14 protein-coding genes, 1 tRNA gene and 1 pseudogene are annotated in these 16,916 nt (G+C 55.0%); 6 read left to right on the forward strand and 10 right to left on the reverse strand.

Annotated elements, in window-relative coordinates; genetic code table 11:
* Positions 1–152 precede the first annotated feature (152 nt).
* A pseudogene (locus L4923_RS06940) lies at positions 153–1,199 on the forward strand (MFS transporter); the annotation flags it as partial.
* Between the two features lie 169 nt (positions 1,200–1,368).
* On the opposite strand, the gene L4923_RS06945 reads toward L4923_RS06940, so the two are convergent.
* Positions 1,369–1,836, reverse strand: coding sequence for an Hsp20 family protein (locus L4923_RS06945; RefSeq protein ID WP_129413449.1), 468 nt, complete (start codon positions 1,834–1,836; stop codon positions 1,369–1,371).
* A 467-nt stretch (positions 1,837–2,303) separates the two neighbouring features.
* Between L4923_RS06945 and L4923_RS06950 the strand changes: the two genes are divergently transcribed.
* The gene (locus L4923_RS06950; RefSeq protein WP_239363043.1) at positions 2,304–3,254 is read left to right on the forward strand and encodes an alpha/beta fold hydrolase; all 951 of its coding nucleotides are present in this window, start codon (positions 2,304–2,306) and stop codon (positions 3,252–3,254) included.
* Positions 3,255–3,270: 16 nt separating this feature from the next.
* On the opposite strand, the gene hisN is transcribed toward L4923_RS06950, so the two are convergent.
* Positions 3,271–4,023 carry a histidinol-phosphatase gene (gene hisN / locus L4923_RS06955; protein WP_239363211.1) on the reverse strand — a complete coding sequence of 251 codons (753 nt, stop codon included), beginning with the start codon at positions 4,021–4,023 and terminating at the stop codon, positions 3,271–3,273.
* 340 nt (positions 4,024–4,363) lie between these two features.
* Positions 4,364–5,257 (reverse strand): N-formylglutamate amidohydrolase, encoded by an 894-nt coding sequence (locus L4923_RS06960; protein WP_239363044.1) that lies wholly within the window; start codon positions 5,255–5,257, stop codon positions 4,364–4,366.
* A 210-nt stretch (positions 5,258–5,467) separates the two neighbouring features.
* Between L4923_RS06960 and cpdR the strand changes: the two genes are divergently transcribed.
* Both cpdR and L4923_RS06970 read left to right on the forward strand, forming a co-directional pair.
* The gene (gene cpdR / locus L4923_RS06965) at positions 5,468–5,830 is read left to right on the forward strand and encodes a cell cycle two-component system response regulator CpdR (protein WP_101938666.1); all 363 of its coding nucleotides are present in this window, start codon (positions 5,468–5,470) and stop codon (positions 5,828–5,830) included.
* A 267-nt stretch (positions 5,831–6,097) separates the two neighbouring features.
* Positions 6,098–6,172, forward strand: a tRNA-Val gene (locus L4923_RS06970).
* 630 nt (positions 6,173–6,802) lie between these two features.
* Here the strand turns inward: L4923_RS06970 and L4923_RS06975 are convergent.
* The 5 genes from L4923_RS06975 to L4923_RS06995 form a co-directional block, all read right to left on the reverse strand.
* Complete coding sequence (locus L4923_RS06975; protein ID WP_239363045.1) at positions 6,803–9,535, reverse strand: DNA-primase RepB domain-containing protein; 2,733 nt, start codon at positions 9,533–9,535, stop codon at positions 6,803–6,805.
* 265 nt (positions 9,536–9,800) lie between these two features.
* Positions 9,801–10,265 (reverse strand): hypothetical protein, encoded by a 465-nt coding sequence (locus L4923_RS06980; RefSeq protein ID WP_239363046.1) that lies wholly within the window; start codon positions 10,263–10,265, stop codon positions 9,801–9,803.
* 162 nt (positions 10,266–10,427) lie between these two features.
* Positions 10,428–10,949, reverse strand: a complete 522-nt coding sequence (locus L4923_RS06985) for a hypothetical protein (protein WP_239363047.1) — start codon at positions 10,947–10,949, stop codon at positions 10,428–10,430.
* Positions 10,946–11,260: a hypothetical protein gene (locus L4923_RS06990; RefSeq protein WP_239363048.1), complete on the reverse strand. Its 315-nt coding sequence runs from the start codon at positions 11,258–11,260 to the stop codon at positions 10,946–10,948. The genes L4923_RS06985 and L4923_RS06990 overlap by 4 nt, the downstream gene beginning before the upstream one ends.
* Before the next feature lie 34 nt (positions 11,261–11,294).
* Positions 11,295–11,648: a hypothetical protein gene (locus L4923_RS06995; protein ID WP_239363050.1), complete on the reverse strand. Its 354-nt coding sequence runs from the start codon at positions 11,646–11,648 to the stop codon at positions 11,295–11,297.
* Between the two features lie 362 nt (positions 11,649–12,010).
* On the opposite strand from L4923_RS06995, the gene L4923_RS07000 reads away from it, so the two are divergent.
* Positions 12,011–12,871: a hypothetical protein gene (locus L4923_RS07000; protein ID WP_239363052.1), complete on the forward strand. Its 861-nt coding sequence runs from the start codon at positions 12,011–12,013 to the stop codon at positions 12,869–12,871.
* 110 nt (positions 12,872–12,981) lie between these two features.
* On the opposite strand, the gene L4923_RS07005 is transcribed toward L4923_RS07000, so the two are convergent.
* Both L4923_RS07005 and ftsZ read right to left on the reverse strand, forming a co-directional pair.
* Entirely contained in the window at positions 12,982–14,046 is a 1,065-nt protein-coding gene (locus tag L4923_RS07005; RefSeq protein ID WP_239363054.1) for a site-specific integrase, read from the reverse strand.
* 512 nt (positions 14,047–14,558) lie between these two features.
* Positions 14,559–15,548 carry a cell division protein FtsZ gene (gene ftsZ / locus L4923_RS07010; protein WP_239363056.1) on the reverse strand — a complete coding sequence of 330 codons (990 nt, stop codon included), beginning with the start codon at positions 15,546–15,548 and terminating at the stop codon, positions 14,559–14,561.
* A 214-nt stretch (positions 15,549–15,762) separates the two neighbouring features.
* Here ftsZ and L4923_RS07015 point away from each other — a divergent pair, with 214 nt between their 5' ends.
* Positions 15,763–16,863, forward strand: coding sequence for a calcium:cation antiporter (locus tag L4923_RS07015; RefSeq protein WP_239363058.1), 1,101 nt, complete (start codon positions 15,763–15,765; stop codon positions 16,861–16,863).
* Positions 16,864–16,916: the final 53 nt, after the last annotated feature.

Below are 16,916 nucleotides of genomic sequence, written 5' to 3' on the forward strand. Positions count from 1 at the left end.
GCCGCCTTCGGGCGCTGCAACGAGGATGGAACCGTGCTGCCCTGAGCAGGCCGGGCCAGCCGATCTGATGGAGATGATGGATGACATGCGCGGAAACGACACTTCCCGCCGGCTCGGCAAGATCGGAAATCGGGCGCAAGGCAACCCTGCTGATGGTCGCGACCCTGACGATCATGGCCGGCACCGCGATTGCCCCCTCGCTGCCGGCCATTGAGATGACCTTTGCCGACGTCGATGGCGTCAAGCTGCTCAGCCGTATGGTGCTGACGCTTCCGGCGCTGTTCGTCGCTTTCTGCGCACCCTTGATCGGAGGGCTGGCTGACCGCTACGGGCGGCTGCGTCTGCTGGCCGGCTCGATCCTGCTCTATGGCTTCTCCGGCATTTCAGGCTTGTTCGTCGACAGCCTGCCGGCATTACTGGTCGGTCGTGCAGCACTCGGTATCGCCATTGCCGGCATCATGACGCTGACCACCGCGCTCGTCGGCGACTATTTCACGGGCAGCGAACGCGAACGTTACCTGGGACTTCAGCAGGCCTTTACCGGCATCGGCGGGGTCGCCTTCGTTGCCGCCGGCGGCTTGCTTGCCGATTACCACTGGCGTGCCCCTTTCGCGATCTATGCAGTGGCCTTCGCCATCATTCCAGCTGTCGTCGTCTTCTTGACCGAACCCACGCGGCCGACCTTGAATAGTCAGGCCACGCCTTCCCTGTCCGACCCTGCTGTCCGCTGGCTTCCGGTTGTGGCGCTGTGCGCACTCACCTTCCTCGTCAACCTGATCTTTTACTTCATCCCGTCGCAAGTGCCTTTCTACCTGCGGGCGATTGGTATCACCACCGCAAGCAGCACCGGTTTCGCCATCGGCTTGCACAATCTGGTCATGGCTGGCTCTGCACTCGCCTATGGTCGGTTGCGCGCCCGCCTTTCCGTGCCAGTGATCTTCGTCATCGGTCTTTGCCTGATGACTTTGGGATTTGTGCTGGTTGCCTTTTCAACGACAATGCCGTCAGTGCTGCTCGCGATGGCGATCGCCGGCGCAGGCCTTGGCCTGACCGTCCCCAATCTGATGTCGGGCATCATCGCGCTCGCCAGCCCAGCCACGCGCGGGCGACTGGCAGGCATGGTGACGGCGTCGATGTTCATCGGCCACTTTACCTCGCCCTTCGCCAGCCAACCCCTGATCGAGGCTATCGGTTATCAGGAATCCTATCTCGTGGCCGGTTGCGGACTGGCAATGCTTGCCAGCGTCAACGCGGTCATCGCCCTGAACCGCAGAAGCAAGCCCTGATTGGGGATCGCACGCGCTGCGGCAGCAAAAAAGGCGACGCCTCGCGGCGCCGCCTTCGTCTCGGGAGGAGACTCTCGACTGCCTAGTTGGCAGCCTTTGCTTCGATCTGCTTGGTCTTGGCCGGAGCAGCCGAGATCGCGATCTTGCGGGGCTTCAGCTCTTCGGGGATGTTGCGCTTCAGGTCGATATGAAGCAGGCCGTTCTTGAGAGCGGCGCCGACGACGTCGACATGATCTGCAAGCTGGAAGCGGCGCTCGAAAGCGCGAGCGGCAATACCGCGATAGAGGACTTCCGAACCTTCGCCGTTGGTCTCATCCTTGCGCTCACCTTTGATGGTCAGCACATTGCGATGGGCCTCGATCGAAATCTCGTCATCCGAGAAGCCGGCGACGGCCATGGAGATCCGGTAGGAATCCTCGCCGGTGCGCTCGATGTTGTAGGGCGGATAGCTCTGGCCGCCTTCAGGCTGGGCCAGCGAATCCAGCATCGTGAACAGGCGGTCGAAACCGACGGTCGAGCGATAAAGCGGGGAAAAATCGACATGACGCATGATGTGTTCTCCTGTTGAGCAACATGGTTTGCGTATGGCCCAGGCGAAACCCTTCAGGCGTTTCCAATGGACCAGCGGCCCCGACATCGGCGGCCGCATCAGACATCTGGGTGTCCTCAAAGGACGTTTCAAGACGTTTGGTTGAGTTCCTGGGGCAGTTCTACATGAACGTCAGATGAACCACCTCTTCTGCCGTCGTTCAGATCGCCGGCGCTAGCTTGGCACCAACATTGCGACCAGCGGCGGAATCGACGCCGCAACGAAGCCGAGCCGGGTGCAACGTCCCTTCCTCCCGGATCGACAGAAGCCGGAGGCGCTGTATCAAGCGCTTCCGGCTTCGGATATTTAAAGCCTCGCCCAAACAGCTCGCCCTTGGGGATTTGCTTTGCATTTTACCCAATAGCTTCTATCACCTGCTGATTGGCCCGCATGCGGGCGCGGAGCCTCGTCCTTCCAAAAAGCCCCCGATGACGGATCTTTTCTACGAACTCGACGGCAATCCCGTTCCCGAAAATGCCGTCACCGGCTTTTTCACCACGCACGACCGCAAGCAGATCCGCTACGCCAGGTTTGCCGCAACCAGCCGGCCGCTCAAGGGCACGATTGTAGTGCTTCCGGGCCGCAACGAGTGCATCGAGAAATATTTCGAAACCGTGCGCGACATCGCCGGGCGAGGCTTCGGCGTGGCCATGCTCGACTGGCGTGGCCAGGGTGCCTCCGACCGGCTTCTCAAGAACCCGCAGCGCGGTTATGTCGGAAGTTTCCACGACTATGCGGCAGACCTCGAACAGCTGTTCGTGGACGTCGTCCTGCCTGATTGCCGCGGTCCCTACTACATTCTCGCGCATTCGGCAGGCGCGTTGGTTGCCCTGCTTTCCAGCCCCGCCCTGGTCAATCGGGTGCAGCGCATGGTACTGATCGCGCCTTTTCTCGAACTCCCCGACCAGCGCGTGTCGATGAAAACCGTGCGTCGCCTCGGCAGCGCGCTGGCTTATGCCGGACTTGGCCGCGCCTACGCCGCGTGGGGGCCGCGCAAGGCCTTGCCGACGCCGTTCGAGAGCAATCTGCTGACCACCGATCCCAACCGCTATCGCCGCAACACCGAGCTCTACCAGGCTTATCCGCAATTGGCGCTGGGCGGCCCCACCGTGCGCTGGTTGCGTGCCGCAGCAATCGCCGCCGAGACAGTGCGCGATCCTGAATTCATGGCACGGATGAAGATCCCCACGCTGATCATCGGAGCCGGCAACGACCGCGTCGTTTCAACCCGCGCGGTCGAACATTTTGCCCGCCATATCAGGCTCGGCTCTTTCCTGATGATCGACGGCGCCAAGCACGAGATCCTGCAGGAGAAAGACTATTACCGCGAGCAATTCCTTGCAGCCTTCGACGCGTTCATTCCAGGCAGCGAAGAGTAGGAAGGGGCGGGCTAGTTCAACCCCGCAGCGCCTCCATGGCAGCTTCGTGCAATTCGGGCGTCGCCGCCGCTATGATATCGCCACCGTTTTCAGCCGGATGCCCATCGAACGTGGTGATCACGCCGCCCGCCTTCTCGATGATCGGGATCAGCGCAACGATGTCATAAGGCTTCAGCCCGGGGTCGGCGACGATGTCGACCGTACCCGCCGCGACCATGGCGAAGGCATAGCAGTCGGTGCCATAGCGCGAGAGCTGCACCTTTGTCTCGAAAAGGTCGAAACGGCCGCGGGCATCGCCTTTGAACAGCGCCGGCGTCGTGGTGAACAGTGTGGCGTCTTCGAGTTTCGTCGTCTTTCGCGCAGCAAGCTTGCGCGGCCCGCCGGGCCCTTCGTAGAAGGCGCCGTCTGTATTGGCGTAGAACAATTCACCTGTGAAAGGCTGCGACATCAGTCCGGCGACCGCATCGCCATCGACCGTTAGCCCGACCAGCGTGCCCCAGACCGGAAGACCGGAAATGAAGGCACGGGTGCCGTCGATCGGATCGATCACCCAAACATGCCGGCTGGCGAGATTCTCGCTGCCATGCTCTTCACCAAGGATGCCATGATCCGGGAACTCGGCACCGATCAGTGCGCGAATGGCGCGTTCCGCCTCGCGGTCGGCTTCCGTGACGGGATCGAAGCCACCGGACAGCTTGTTGACCACCGCCCCCTGGCTGCGGAAACGTGGCAACGTCTCGGCCGCGGCAGCGCTGGCGATCCGCCGCATGAAGTCGGGGGAAATGTTCAAGTGCCTCTCCTGGGAACTGCCGGTCGGATGTGCCGCCTCGCGTACTTACCAAAAGCGTTGCGGGAATGTCACGCGCCGAGCACGGCAGACTTTTCCTATTTCATTTTGAATTAATTATCAGGTTGACTTTTGTGCAGCGCACAATAACCTCGGAGACGGACAGGTTCTCCTGTCCATGCCCACCTTGGGCGTTTCCTCCCTAGACTTCGACCGCGTCGTGTCAACGATGCGGTCTTTTTTTGAGCGAGTAGGGAATAGTGAGTAGCGGTATCCATGCCTATTCGCTTTAAATCTCGAATAGTTCCCTATTCGCTCTCTATCACTCCGCCGCTTCCGGCAGGTCGATGAGGTGATGGTCCGGCAACGCCATCAAGTCTGCCGCGAAGCGCGCAATATCCTCCGCCAGCGCATCGAATCCTGCCGACTTCTGGAAAGTGCGTTCATTCATATAAAGACCGCGATTGATCTCGATTTGCAGCGCATGCAGGTTGCGTGCCGGCCGTCCATAATGCTCGGTGATGAAGCCACCGGCATAAGGTTTGTTGTAGGCAACGGAATAACCCATGCCGCTCAGGAGTGAGATCGCCTCCTGTGTCAGGGCCGCTGCCGCCGACGTGCCGAAGCGGTCGCCGATGATAAAATCGGGGCGCATGCCCTGATCGCTGGTACGCACACTGGCCGGCATCGAGTGGCAGTCGATGAGCACCGCATAGCCGAAACGGGCATGGGTGCCGGCAATCAATCGTTTCAGCGTCTCGTGATACGGCTTGTAGACGGTCTCGATGCGTTGGAAAGCCTCCGCGATAGGCAGCCTGCTGGCATAGATATCCAGCCCCTCGCCCACCAGTTTCGGCACGGTACCAAGCCCACCCGCCACGCGCGCCGAACGGATGTTGCAATAGGAAGGCACCGGCTCGACGAACATGCGCGGGTCGAGCTCCCACGGCTCGCGGTTCACATCGAGATAGGCGCGCGGGAAATTGGCGGCCAGCATCGGCGCGCCCAGCATGATGGCAGAACCGAACAACTCCTCGACATAACAATCCTCGGACCGGCGGATGGTGTTGCGGTCCAGCTTGGCCATCGCCAGGAATCGATCCGGATAGTGTCGGCCACTGTGCGGAGAGTTGAAGACGAAGGGGACGCGCTGTTCGGCGCCCGAGCGGATTTCGAAGGGCGGTATGACCGCAAAATCCTCTGCCGGCGACGTCAAATTTCAGGAACCCATAGGAACGCATCTGTCATGGCGTCAACGTGCCACCGCGCAGGCCACATGTCCAGCATTTCAGCACCGTTTGCCAGCTTGACGCAACGGGAGAGAACGCCATCATTCACTTGATGTTTACCCTCGCGATTCCATATACGGGATGGTTAACGGGATTGTTCTGCACAATTCCCGGGGGATGATTCGGACGGGACGAGAATGACACGCATCCTGCTGGCGGAAGACGACGATGACATGCGCCGGTTTCTGGTGAAGGCGCTTGAGCGCGCCGGCTACCAGGTCAGTGATTTCGACAATGGCGCCAGCGCCTATGAGCGCCTGCGCGAAGAGCCGTTTTCGCTGCTTTTGACCGATATCGTCATGCCGGAGATGGACGGCATCGAATTGGCCCGCCGCGCCACCGAGATCGATCCGGACCTCAAGGTCATGTTCATCACCGGCTTTGCCGCCGTGGCACTGAACCCCGATTCGAAGGCGCCACGCGACGCCAAGGTTCTGTCGAAACCCTTCCATCTGCGCGACCTCGTCAACGAAGTCGAGAAAATGCTGCACGCCGCGTAAGCGGCCATTTCAACCAAACCTTCATTGCAGCTGTTTCAGTGGCGTCGCTTCCGCACGCCTGTGCATATCTGTGTGGTCGATTCGTTTCCGAACTGGCCAGCCACCCGCCGCAAGATTGCACTGCCAGCAGTGAATGCAGCAGCCAAGCTGCTGCAAAACCCATGCAGACGCCGCCGCCGCCATCACGACATTTTGGATGTCGGCTTTCTTTCGCTGTTCTCGCTATTGACGCGCCGAAACAAAAGTGGTGTATGCGCGGCGTCGGATGGGCGTGTAGCTCAGCGGGAGAGCACTACGTTGACATCGTAGGGGTCACAGGTTCAATCCCTGTCACGCCCACCATCCAGACCTCTAAAAATACCCTTCAGTGGTCCGTAGTGTCCCCGCACGTCGGGCAGAGCCCTCAACGGAAAGGCTGATAAATCAGCTGCTTACGTAGTCTACTCCTCCGTTCCGTCAGAGACAACGACCTTTCCTCAAGCAACACGCCCATTCAAACAGCCGACGCCGCGCATCATCCCCAGCGAGAGCAGATTGGCATGAACCATAGGCTCCAAGCGAAGCAGGTGTGACAAAGGTGTGACAGCGGACTAGCTCCGAGTCGTGACCGTCACATAGGCCCCACCCCTAGGGCCGGTACCCGGGGGAACCACCCCCTACGCTTTTAAGGGTATGACCCCTCGAAATATTCTCACTGAAATTATGGGTTTTCCGGGTCGGGCGACTCTATGCTTGTTCGAGTGTTAGGTTGAAAATAAAAGAAATAGCAACCAAGGCATCCAAAATGCACCACATTTATTTAATGTCATGAAACCACCCCAATATATACCTTTATGATACCTTCATGACATTTACGTAATAATTAATAACGGGAAAGTACTCTAAAGATAATACATTAGGGTGACTTCCCGTTATTTATTTCACCTAAGGATATCAATCCCTCACTCGTACAGCTTCGATAGAAGCGATCCTTTAGGGCCGCCGTTCAAAGTAAGACCCTCCCCGGCCTTTCCGTCTGATCAAGGATATCCCCTTAGAGGACAGCGCACCTTCGAAATCCCGGTGGTTGATGATGTCGCTTTGCCAATCTCGCTGATCTACCCCCAGCTTGGCCAATACCGCACGTGAAGAAAGCTGCCCCTTTGGGTTTCTCGATAAATCCCAAGATATGAACTCGACAGCCTCTTTGACTTTCCCGGTTAGCTTCCGCTCGACAGGGGACCAATCAACCACCTTGGAGTTAGGGAAGATTACACCGTCTTCCAGCATTTTCGGTATGCCTGAATTCGGGTTCGCGATCACATAGGCATTACATTCGCCACAAGCAGGGCCGATGCTCTTTCGAACTGAGCCACGACACAAAGCCTGAAGAATCGTTTGAGCATGTTCACCACGCTCGATCTCTTTGCGGACTTCCTTATCCAGCTTTTCGTCTGACCCCATGCCCCGGGATAGCCTGCCAAGCGCGTCGTAGTGGCCGTGTTCGTAAAAGAGTGTTCCGGCAAGAATGACGTTCTTTACATCCTTGAAGCGGTTCGTTGCTCGGTAATCCTCCCCACCCCAATGGGCAAAATGCAGCCTATCGGGATTCTCTGCCCTCCCCCTTATCAGGGACGGGATGTCCTTTCGAAACCGATGGTTCTCCATATGGTGAAGGATCAAGAATTCTTCGTCAGGCTTTGAATCGATCGTGTCGACGATGCCATTAATCAGGGTCCCGTCATCATTCTTCCAAGCCTCTTTCCCTCCCCCTCGTCGCCACACGTGGACAGTAAGATTTTCATATGACTTGGGGGCATGACGGAGTTGCACTAGATCGCCCCGACCCTCCGACCAATGAGAATAAGTCTGCCTGACACGCCCGGATGCGTCACAGATCAGAACCGGTTTCAAATCATCAGGTAGGGTGTTCTCGTAATGGACGAAGATATTATCTTTCCCGGCGCGTTGGATCACGACAGGCTTGCCCGATAGCGACCATAGGTCGTTAGCTACATTCTGTGTCGCCTTGGTCTCCTCGCTGTACATTGCAAGAGCTGAGTTCAGGCTGAAGGCGGCTTCAAGGTCCGGAATGTCATAGATAGACCCATCTTGCGCTGTTTCGATCTCGCTGATGATTTTCGATAGTGTGTCGTGGATGTCTTTACGTTGTCGTCCTGCCTCCTCCAGCAGCTTCTTCATTGCATCCACGCGGAGGTAGTACGGCCGCGCCGGCAAACACGCCTCATCCCACAATCGGACCTGTCGTGGCCTTCCACGGTAAAAGAAGTCTCTGGCCTCACAGAAGCCTTCCGCCCGCTTCATCCGGGATTCAAGCATCTGTTGCGTCGTGAACAAAACCCGGGCGGAGTCCGTGACTGGATTGCCTAGAAGCGAAAGCTCCTTGTTCCCTTCCGTGTCCGCCACCAAAACACCGAAGTCATGCTTCTCAAGTCCCATATCCTCGACAAGCGATTTGATTTCCGCCAGTCGTCCAAGACAGATCAGGACAGAGACATCCTTATGAAGCTTGGACTTCAGCAGTCGCTTCGTAAAATGCGTGATCGATTGTGTCTTGCCAACACCGGGGTCCAGACTGGTCAGATAGAAAAGACTGTCAGCCGTGCCGTTTGCCATCGCTTCGAGGTGGCTCACAAGGTCCTTCAGTCCGCCCATCTGTGCCAGTGATGGGTTGTGGCTAAAGCGGTCAAAGCTCTCCCGGAGGTCCGCCATTGTCTCTGAGGTCAGCCGACCGGGATCGGCAGTAGATGCGGGCGGGACACTAACTTCAGGCAGAGAATGGACAGACGTCTCATCCCATCCTCTCTGTCTCGCATCAAAGAAGATGCTTCCAAGTCCTGCCCGCTTATTCGCTTGCCGCTTGAATTCGATAACCCAGTGCCGAAACTGCGCCTTGGCGGAATAGTTTCCAGCAGTCGTCTTCCGGGACCAATCGTCCCAAATCTGAAAGCCGTCATCACCCCCAGAACAAGCATCGTAGATAGCCCCGCCATAGCGGAACCAAGCATTCCGATTCTCGGCAGGCACAACAGTCAGGGCAGACTTCACCCTCTCAGCCGTTCGAGAATCCCACCTTTGGATTTTGCTCTCCACGCCATCCGTCCCATCCTCTGACAGATCGGCCCTTTCAGTCGGTGGAAATGCGTCGAGAATTTCTCCCTGTGAGTAACGTTTCCTGTCCCCATCGATCACCCTGACTAGGTGGGGCTCAGCTTTCTGATGCAAGAACCCGGGGAGCCGGAGGACGCGAGAGAGGTCTTTTGCGTTCGGATCGGAACCATAGTCTTGGACCATCGTGTCCATCACGTGAGGAAAGAGTTCCCCGAATTCGGACAGCACGTCGGCACCGCTCTCTAACAGCCAATAGCGATGGAACTTGCCGGGACTGGATTCGACAACCAAAGACGGAGCGAGGGGGAACTCATCTAGCCGCCCTTCATCGTCCTCGTGCCAGATACCCCGAATATGAGTGATATTATCTGTCTTCCTGCCCTTACCGTCTGTTTGGTTGACGGCCACAAAGACGCCAGCACCATGGGAATTCAAACGCTCTAGTTCGTCCGCGTGCTTATCAAGGCTGCCGTGCAGCAGGCGCACTAAATCCCTGTTACTCCGATCCTTGTCGTCAAATGTCTGGAATGTGAAATCTGTCGTCGTCTGGTCTAGCAATTGCAAAAAACGTCTGGCGGCCATCAAGTCAGCCAATGTCGCGTTCCCCTTTCTTCTTTACGCGAGGCAAGCTCGCTTGCTGTCTGTTTCGGTTCATCTGCCTCCTGCTCTTGTCGCCAAAGGCTTAGGAGAGCCGCAAACGTCTCCTTGTTCACAGCCCCACCTCTTCGACGAACGCTGTCGACAAATCCTTTGATGGAATCGAACTCTTGGACGGCGCCACGACGAAGGATCAGAAGCTTCCCGTCCCGGAGGGTTGCGGAAATATCCTTGCCTATCGATACGGAGTACCCTTCGACCGTCATGCCGCGAAACTCGCTGACGTATCAGGTCGTCCGGACTGTTGACTGAAAACGAGTTCGTCCTTCCTGTGCTGCAACGGGAGGGAGTTCGGCATAGACAAAAGCTCAGCAGCTTCCTGCTTGAACGCAGCACGTGAGAGCGAATTGGCGGCAATACTCCGATCCAGCTTTTTCAACCAAGACACTTGTTCCTGGCACAGCATGTGATCACGATGGATCAGCCGGACCCGAAGCTCTTGGACATCAGAGAAATCAGGATCACTGTCCGATCCAGCCCCGATGAAAACCTCTCGAATGATTTTCTTGGCTTCAACGAGTGGTCGAAGGGATGAACGTATCCTCCCCCTAGCTTTCTGCCTTCTGCCATGAGGGAGGTCTAAATATTCATCAAGATATCTGACTGCCGCTTTCTCTGACCTGAGGCGTTTCCTCGACTTGTATTCGGGCGCAACAATTTCGTTCATTTTAAAATCCTTCAAATATCAATGGAAGTGTGGCCACTTAGGAAAAATGGCTCTCGAAATTACTATTAAAATCAATTAGTTATCGGTCGTGAAAATTCAGAACTGAAGGGGGCCGCGATAGGACACTGACCCCCTCGAAATTCGGCCCTAAGTGGCCATCTGTTAGGCGACAGGAAGTGCCTTTGCCTTGATGGGAATGAAGTTCGGACCAAGGGTCCTCGCACCGGGTTGCCTTGGCTTGGTGATCCTGTCGGGTTGGAATATCTCAGGCTTCCAGAACCGTGGATGATAGGAACCAGCAGCGACCTCTATAAGCTTCCTCCGCTCGAACTCAGCGTGAGCTTCGATCAGTTCTCCCCTGTCGTGACGGATAGACGATCCCCAATCCTGAAGATCGAGATTGCCCCGACGAAGATTGAACGGACTGCCATCCACATAGAGTACACGCTGACCCGGCTCAGCATTCGTCAAGACGCGGGCTATCAGGACTTCGATTCCGAGTGGCCCTCTAGCTCCTACCTGCCCTCCCCGAAGCTGCCAGTTTGGATAGACTTTGAACGACACGAGTTCGTTGTAATCGTCGAGATCAAGAGTGGCTTCATTGACCCCATCACGACCGATAGGGACATGAACAAGAAAGCCGTTTTCCCGATCCCCTGAAATTCGGACCGGACGGGCTTTCATTCCCAGCCTCGACCACCTAGCGAACCTCGACTCTGGCTGCCTCGTTGTTCAGCGAATGGGGATTTACCGGAGGAAGGGCGCTCATCTTCCGCCTTGATGGAATCGAGCAAGTTCTGGACGGAGCCTTTAGGAATCGCCCCCCGAGCTTCGAGGATTTGATAAGCAACAAGGGTGCTGTCCATACCGCTACCGGTGATAGCTTCAGCTACCTGTTGAGTTCGAAGTTTAAGGAGTTCCCTCTCCGCCTTGGACATTTTTTCGATAGGCTTAGAGAGAATATTCTTATCGAGAACATTGAATGAAACTGACATTATTTTTCTTTCTTATTATTAAAATGATGTTTAGTTAAATAGCTTTTAGATTTGCCCGAAGGGACTTCTTACCGTCCTTTGAAATATGCGTAATTCCGAGAGTCCAGCCGTGCTTTTCACAACAGTCACGAAGGGCGTGCAGCGCCCCTTGGTTGGTCGTATAGGAACCAGCAAGCTCAGCCGGGGCTTCAAGCCCGATGAATTCTAGCCAGAAGTGGTGGTATTGATTTTTGTGAATTCGGACGTGACCTCTTCGAGACTTCTTGTCCCCGGTCGATATCTCGATGACCGTCCAGTGATAGGCGTCGTTGCCGACGTAAGATAATTCAGGCGTTGCAATTGTATGTAACGTAGCAGGCGACGGAGTCGCTTCTTCAATTGTAATCATTATCTCCTTGAAGGCTTCACACGTCGAAGGCTTATCGCGAGGCAAGCTCGCTTGCTGACCCTGCGGCTTGAGTGAAGCAATTGTTTTGGAAGGTTGCCGAAACGGCCAAACTAGAAGAGGTGAAAACCAAATCTAATTACACCCTATTATAACACATTCCGACAAGAAAGTCAAATAAAAAATGGAGTAGACTTCCAAATTACCTGAATTCGCGATCAACTAAACCGGAGTCATATGTATTAGTTTCCATTAAAGAAAATAGTTTGACAGCATAGATAGGAATATGATTTTTCGTATATCCCGATCCGGCCAATTTATGCTTAATATTCTATTCTGTGAAACAAGGGGGAGGAAGAGAGAGTATGGACAACGAGCAAAGCACAAACTCAACGATCAAAGCGCCAAGAAATTTAGAATCCTTCGAGGTACCTTACTTTCCGAAGGATGACTTGATTTGCTCCCGCCCTCTATATTTATTCCTACATGACCATTCTATGATTTTGGACCACTTTCTCCACACTATTAACTTGGCCGCAACAGCAGATAAAGTTCAAAAAATCGCAAGCAGGGCGTTAAATAAAATCGACAACAAAGCTATGAATCAAGATGACGAAAATGAAGAGGAAGAATTCTCTGGAGAAAACTTCAAACGATTAAAAGACAGAGCCTATATTTCAAGCAAGAATCTTTTGACAGGAATAATAGATTCATTTTTGTGGTACATTTCAGAAATTATTCAAGAGTCAATGAAAAGAAAGCCGGAGATAGTTAAATCCGGACAAACAATAAAAATTGAGGAGTTATTTCTTTTCAAGAAGAAACGCGACCTTATCAATCATATTGTAGAGCAGAAAGTTCATTCACTTTCCTACAAAGGAATTGATGAAATAGAAAAATTTATTTCCGACTCTCTTGGGGTCGATATGTTTGTCGAAAAAGATGACAAGGATTATATGAAGCAATTTATCGAAACAAGAAATATTTATGTGCACAACAGAGGTATTGCCGACAGGGTTTTTGTCGAAAAGATGAAATACATCAATAAGACATATACAGTGGGGAAGAGAATTTCCTTTGATTACGAAAAACTCGCTTTACTGTCGAACGTTTGCGCCAAAACTGCAAATAATATTGATGAAAAGATATCACTCAAATTCGGAATAGAGAGGAAGAAGAGATCCACTTGGAAGAAAAATGCAAAACCTGTTGGGTATCAGGACTAAAGTAAAAGAATAGGCCCAAGGAGGGGTCCAAGGGCCTGTAAAGTCTACGGTTATGTAGAGGTATCAAGGAACCCAATGTGTACAAAGTCAAAGAGGATCAGAAAAGATAACTATATCAAATGGTTATTATCAACCAAGGGTATCGCCTTGAGCTCATCCACCCTTGGAGACTTGACTTGCTTAAGACACAACGTCTCCTCTTGTCTCCGACTCAATAGCTTCGCCCTAACAGCCCCTTGGTTCGCATGGGAATATCTCATCAGTTGGGCGAGTGTCCTATGACCGGAAATTGAAGCCACCTCTGGGACAGTCAAGCCGAGTTCAAACAGCCTTGAGATCGCCTCATGTCGGAGATCGTGGAAATTCAGATCATCTAAGCCAGCCCTCTTCAGCAGTTTGTCCCATGCGAGACGGAGAGCTAGCGCTGTCGTCGGAAATGCCCGGTCGGTTCCCCTAGCATCGTCCTTTTTGACTGCCGACAAAATGGCAATCGCTCTATTAGTCAGAGGGATCACCCGGGAATAGCCGCTCTTTGACTCAGGGATGACCAGAGAGGAGCGTTCGAAATCGACATGGCGGAATTGTATCGCCAATATCTCACCGCGTCTCATGGCCGTCTCTAGGGCGAAAAGAATGATAGGAAGGACATAAGTGTTTCGGCACTTTCTGGCCGACTGGATAAGCCTTTCCTCCTCTGAAGGTCCACGGGTCCCATCAGGACGAATGTCGCCACTTTGAAGCCGTCTTTCCCTCTTGTTGTCGATGACACGAAGCTTCAAGGCGTCTAACGGGTTTGAGACTGGGATTTCCCACTCGACAGAGGCATGACGGAACATGTTGCTGAGTGGAGAAAGTTGCCGCTTCAGAGATTTTGCCGTTATCGGAGCGGAGCTTTTGCGGCCCTCAGAAGAACCAAAGGCAATGTTCTGGTGCCTGGGCTCTTTCAGCCGCTTGTCTCGATACGCTGCAAAGTCGGCTGTCGTGAGATCGGAGAGAGGCTTTCGACATATCGGGTCTTGAAGGAAGCGATTCAGGATAATCGTCTCTACCTCGGAGGATCGCTTCTTTGAGACGACTTCATCCCTGTATCTGGTGACAAGTTCAGACAGAAGTATATCTTTGAGGGCTTTTCGACATGGCCCGAGTTCTTGCCGGTCTGCCTGCCCTTCGATCAACCTAGCCCATTCCCGAGCATCCCCTTTTGATAGGAAGGATTTGGAGATTGGAGGGAAGCCCTTTCGCCTGACTTGGACTTGCCATCTCCCGTTACGCCTTCGAAAAGTAGCCATTTCGGTTCTCGCTGTGACTGAGTTGTGACAGCAGCCGAAAACCAGACTTCCCGTTCGAGACTGACCTACTCTATGTGATTGAATAGAATAGATATTTCTCAACCATGGACTAACCGACAGAGAAAGAGAGCACTACGTTGACATCGTAGGGGTCACAGGTTCAATCCCTGTCACGCCCACCATCCAACCACTTGATATCGAGAAGTTTTCAAATTTTGCGGCGGGCGAATTGCGCCCGACTGCAACGCAGGTGGCACGTTAATCTGCGCAAATTTGCCAGAATCGCCGTCGCGATGTTTGAAGAAGGCCCAGGTCCTTGAAATAGTCGTCGACAGCTCGACTGCCACGGGCCAGGCAGTCCGGGTCGAATCTGGCATAGATCTCGGTGACCCCAGCCGCTATGCGATCCGCTGGAGCTGTTCTGTCTCGACGCGCTTGCGTATCCCTGTAGCGACGACCGAAACGCGGAATTTTCCCGAAAAGGCCGGGTCGAAGATAGCACCGACAATGATGTCGGCATCGGCGTCCACCTCCTCCCGTATCCGGGTTGCGGCCTCGTCGACTTCGAATAGGGTCATGTCGGTGCCGCCGCAGATCGACACCAGCAAGCCGCGAGCGCCGCTCATGGAGGCTTCGTCGAGGAGCGGATTGGCGATTGCAGCTTCCGCCGCCGCTTTTGCACGGCCCTGCCCCGATGCTTCCCCGGTCCCCATCATCGCGCGCCCCATGTCTTTCATCACTGATCTCACATCGGCGAAATCCAGATTGATCAGGCCCTCCTTAACGATGAGATCCGTGATGCACCTGACACCAGCGAAGAGCACGCCATCGGCCATGACAAACGCATCGGCAAAGGTGGTCTTGGAGTCGGCAATCCTGAAAAGGTTTTGGTTCGGGATTACGATGACGGTGTCAGCGCTCTCGCGCAGGCGCTCTATGCCCTCTTCGGCCGCTTGCATCCTGCGTTTGCCTTCAAACGCGAAAGGCTTTGTAACAACCGCCACCGTCAAAATGCCGGCACTGCGCGCAGCGCGCGCGATGATCGGCGCAGCCCCTGTCCCGGTGCCGCCTCCCATGCCTGCGGTAATGAAACACATGTGGGTGCCGGCGAGATGATCCATGACTTCATCGATCGATTCTTCCGCAGCGGCGGCACCGACCTGAGGCATGGAGCCAGCGCCCAGGCCCTCGGTCACGTGAGCGCCAAGCTGGATCAGCCGCGATGACTTCGACATGGCCAAAGCCTGGGCATCGGTGTTGGCCGCAACGAACTCGACGCCCTGTAAGTCTTCGACAATCATGTTGTTGATGGCGTTTCCACCCGCGCCGCCAACCCCGAAGATCGTGATCTTGGGCTTCATTTCCAATATTTCTGGCTTGGCGGTCATTGGCCTCTCCTACGACAAGTGCTCGCTCCGCTGCGCGAAGCGAGCAACGAGTATGCGAATCAATGCGATTTCCCCTGCCTAAGGAATCAGAGCAGATGCTGTGCGACAAGGTCGAGTTGGCCGTCTCGACACCTAAGCCCGCTCCGGCACAATATGCACACGCGGGCAATCCGATGCGTCGATTCAGCTGAGCCCGGCCGGAAGATTACTCACGATGAACCTTGATCGTAAAATTGCCGTCAACGTCGGACTTCCCGTATTTGCCCTGATTGTTTCGCTCGCCTTTGGCGAATTTCCAATGGACGATGCCAATCTGCCATTCAGGATGGCGCTCATAGCGATGACCATCGGACTCCTCGTCGCAACGGTCTTCGTCGTCCTGCGCCATGCCGAGACCGTCGCACATCATGTCGGCGAACCCTACGGCACCCTTGTTCTGACACTGTCGGTTACCACGATCGAGGCATCCCTGATCGTCTCAATGATGCTTCACGGTGCAAACAATCCCACGCTCGCCCGGGAGTCCGTTTTCTCCACCGTGATGATCGTTTGTGCCGGCGTGGTCGGCGTGTGTATCACGCTTGGCGGTTGGCGCCATCGCCATCAGGATCTCAAGAGGCAAGGAACGAGCGCCTTTCTGGCTATGCTGATCGCCTTGACCGGCTTTACCCTCGTCCTGCCGAATTTCACGCTTGCCAGCGACCCAGGCACTTTCTCCCCTACGCAAATGGAGTTTGTGAGCATCCTTTCGATCCTCTTGTACGGCAGCTTTGTGCTGGCGCAGATGAAGCGCTATCGAGCGGATTTTGTGGAGGATATGGCTCTCTCGACAGCAGAACGCCGGGATGATCGAGGCAAAGGCGTGGCAGTCAGTTCTGCCCTTCTTGTGATCGGTCTTGTCGGGATAGTCCTGCTGGCGGAAAACGCAGCCGCCGGCCTGGAGGATGGCCTCGTGAGCCTTGGCATCGAACAGTCGGACGCGGTGGTCGGCGCGTTCATCGCCACACTGGTTCTCATGCCGGAATCGGTTGCTGCCATCAAGGCAGCGCTCCGGAACGAATTGCAACGCAGCCTAAACATCGCGCTGGGCTCAGCCTGCGCAACCATCGGATTGACCATTCCCGTTGTCGCCACTGCCGGCCTTCTGACCGGGCGCTCATTGACACTTGGTCTGAGCTCGGGAGATACGGTTTTACTTGTGGTTGCGCTGGGCACCAGCATCGTCAGCTTCGGAACCGGACGAACGACGGTGCTGACCGGTCTTGTGCATCTGGTGGTGTTCTTCGCCTATCTGCTTCTTATCGTAGCGCCTTGAGGCGGTCGGCAATCGCCAGGTCAGCACGTTTCCACGACGCAGATTGCGCGCAA

The sequence above is a fragment of the Terribium retamae genome (assembly GCF_022347545.1).
Lineage (GTDB): Bacteria > Pseudomonadota > Alphaproteobacteria > Rhizobiales > Rhizobiaceae > Mesorhizobium > Mesorhizobium retamae.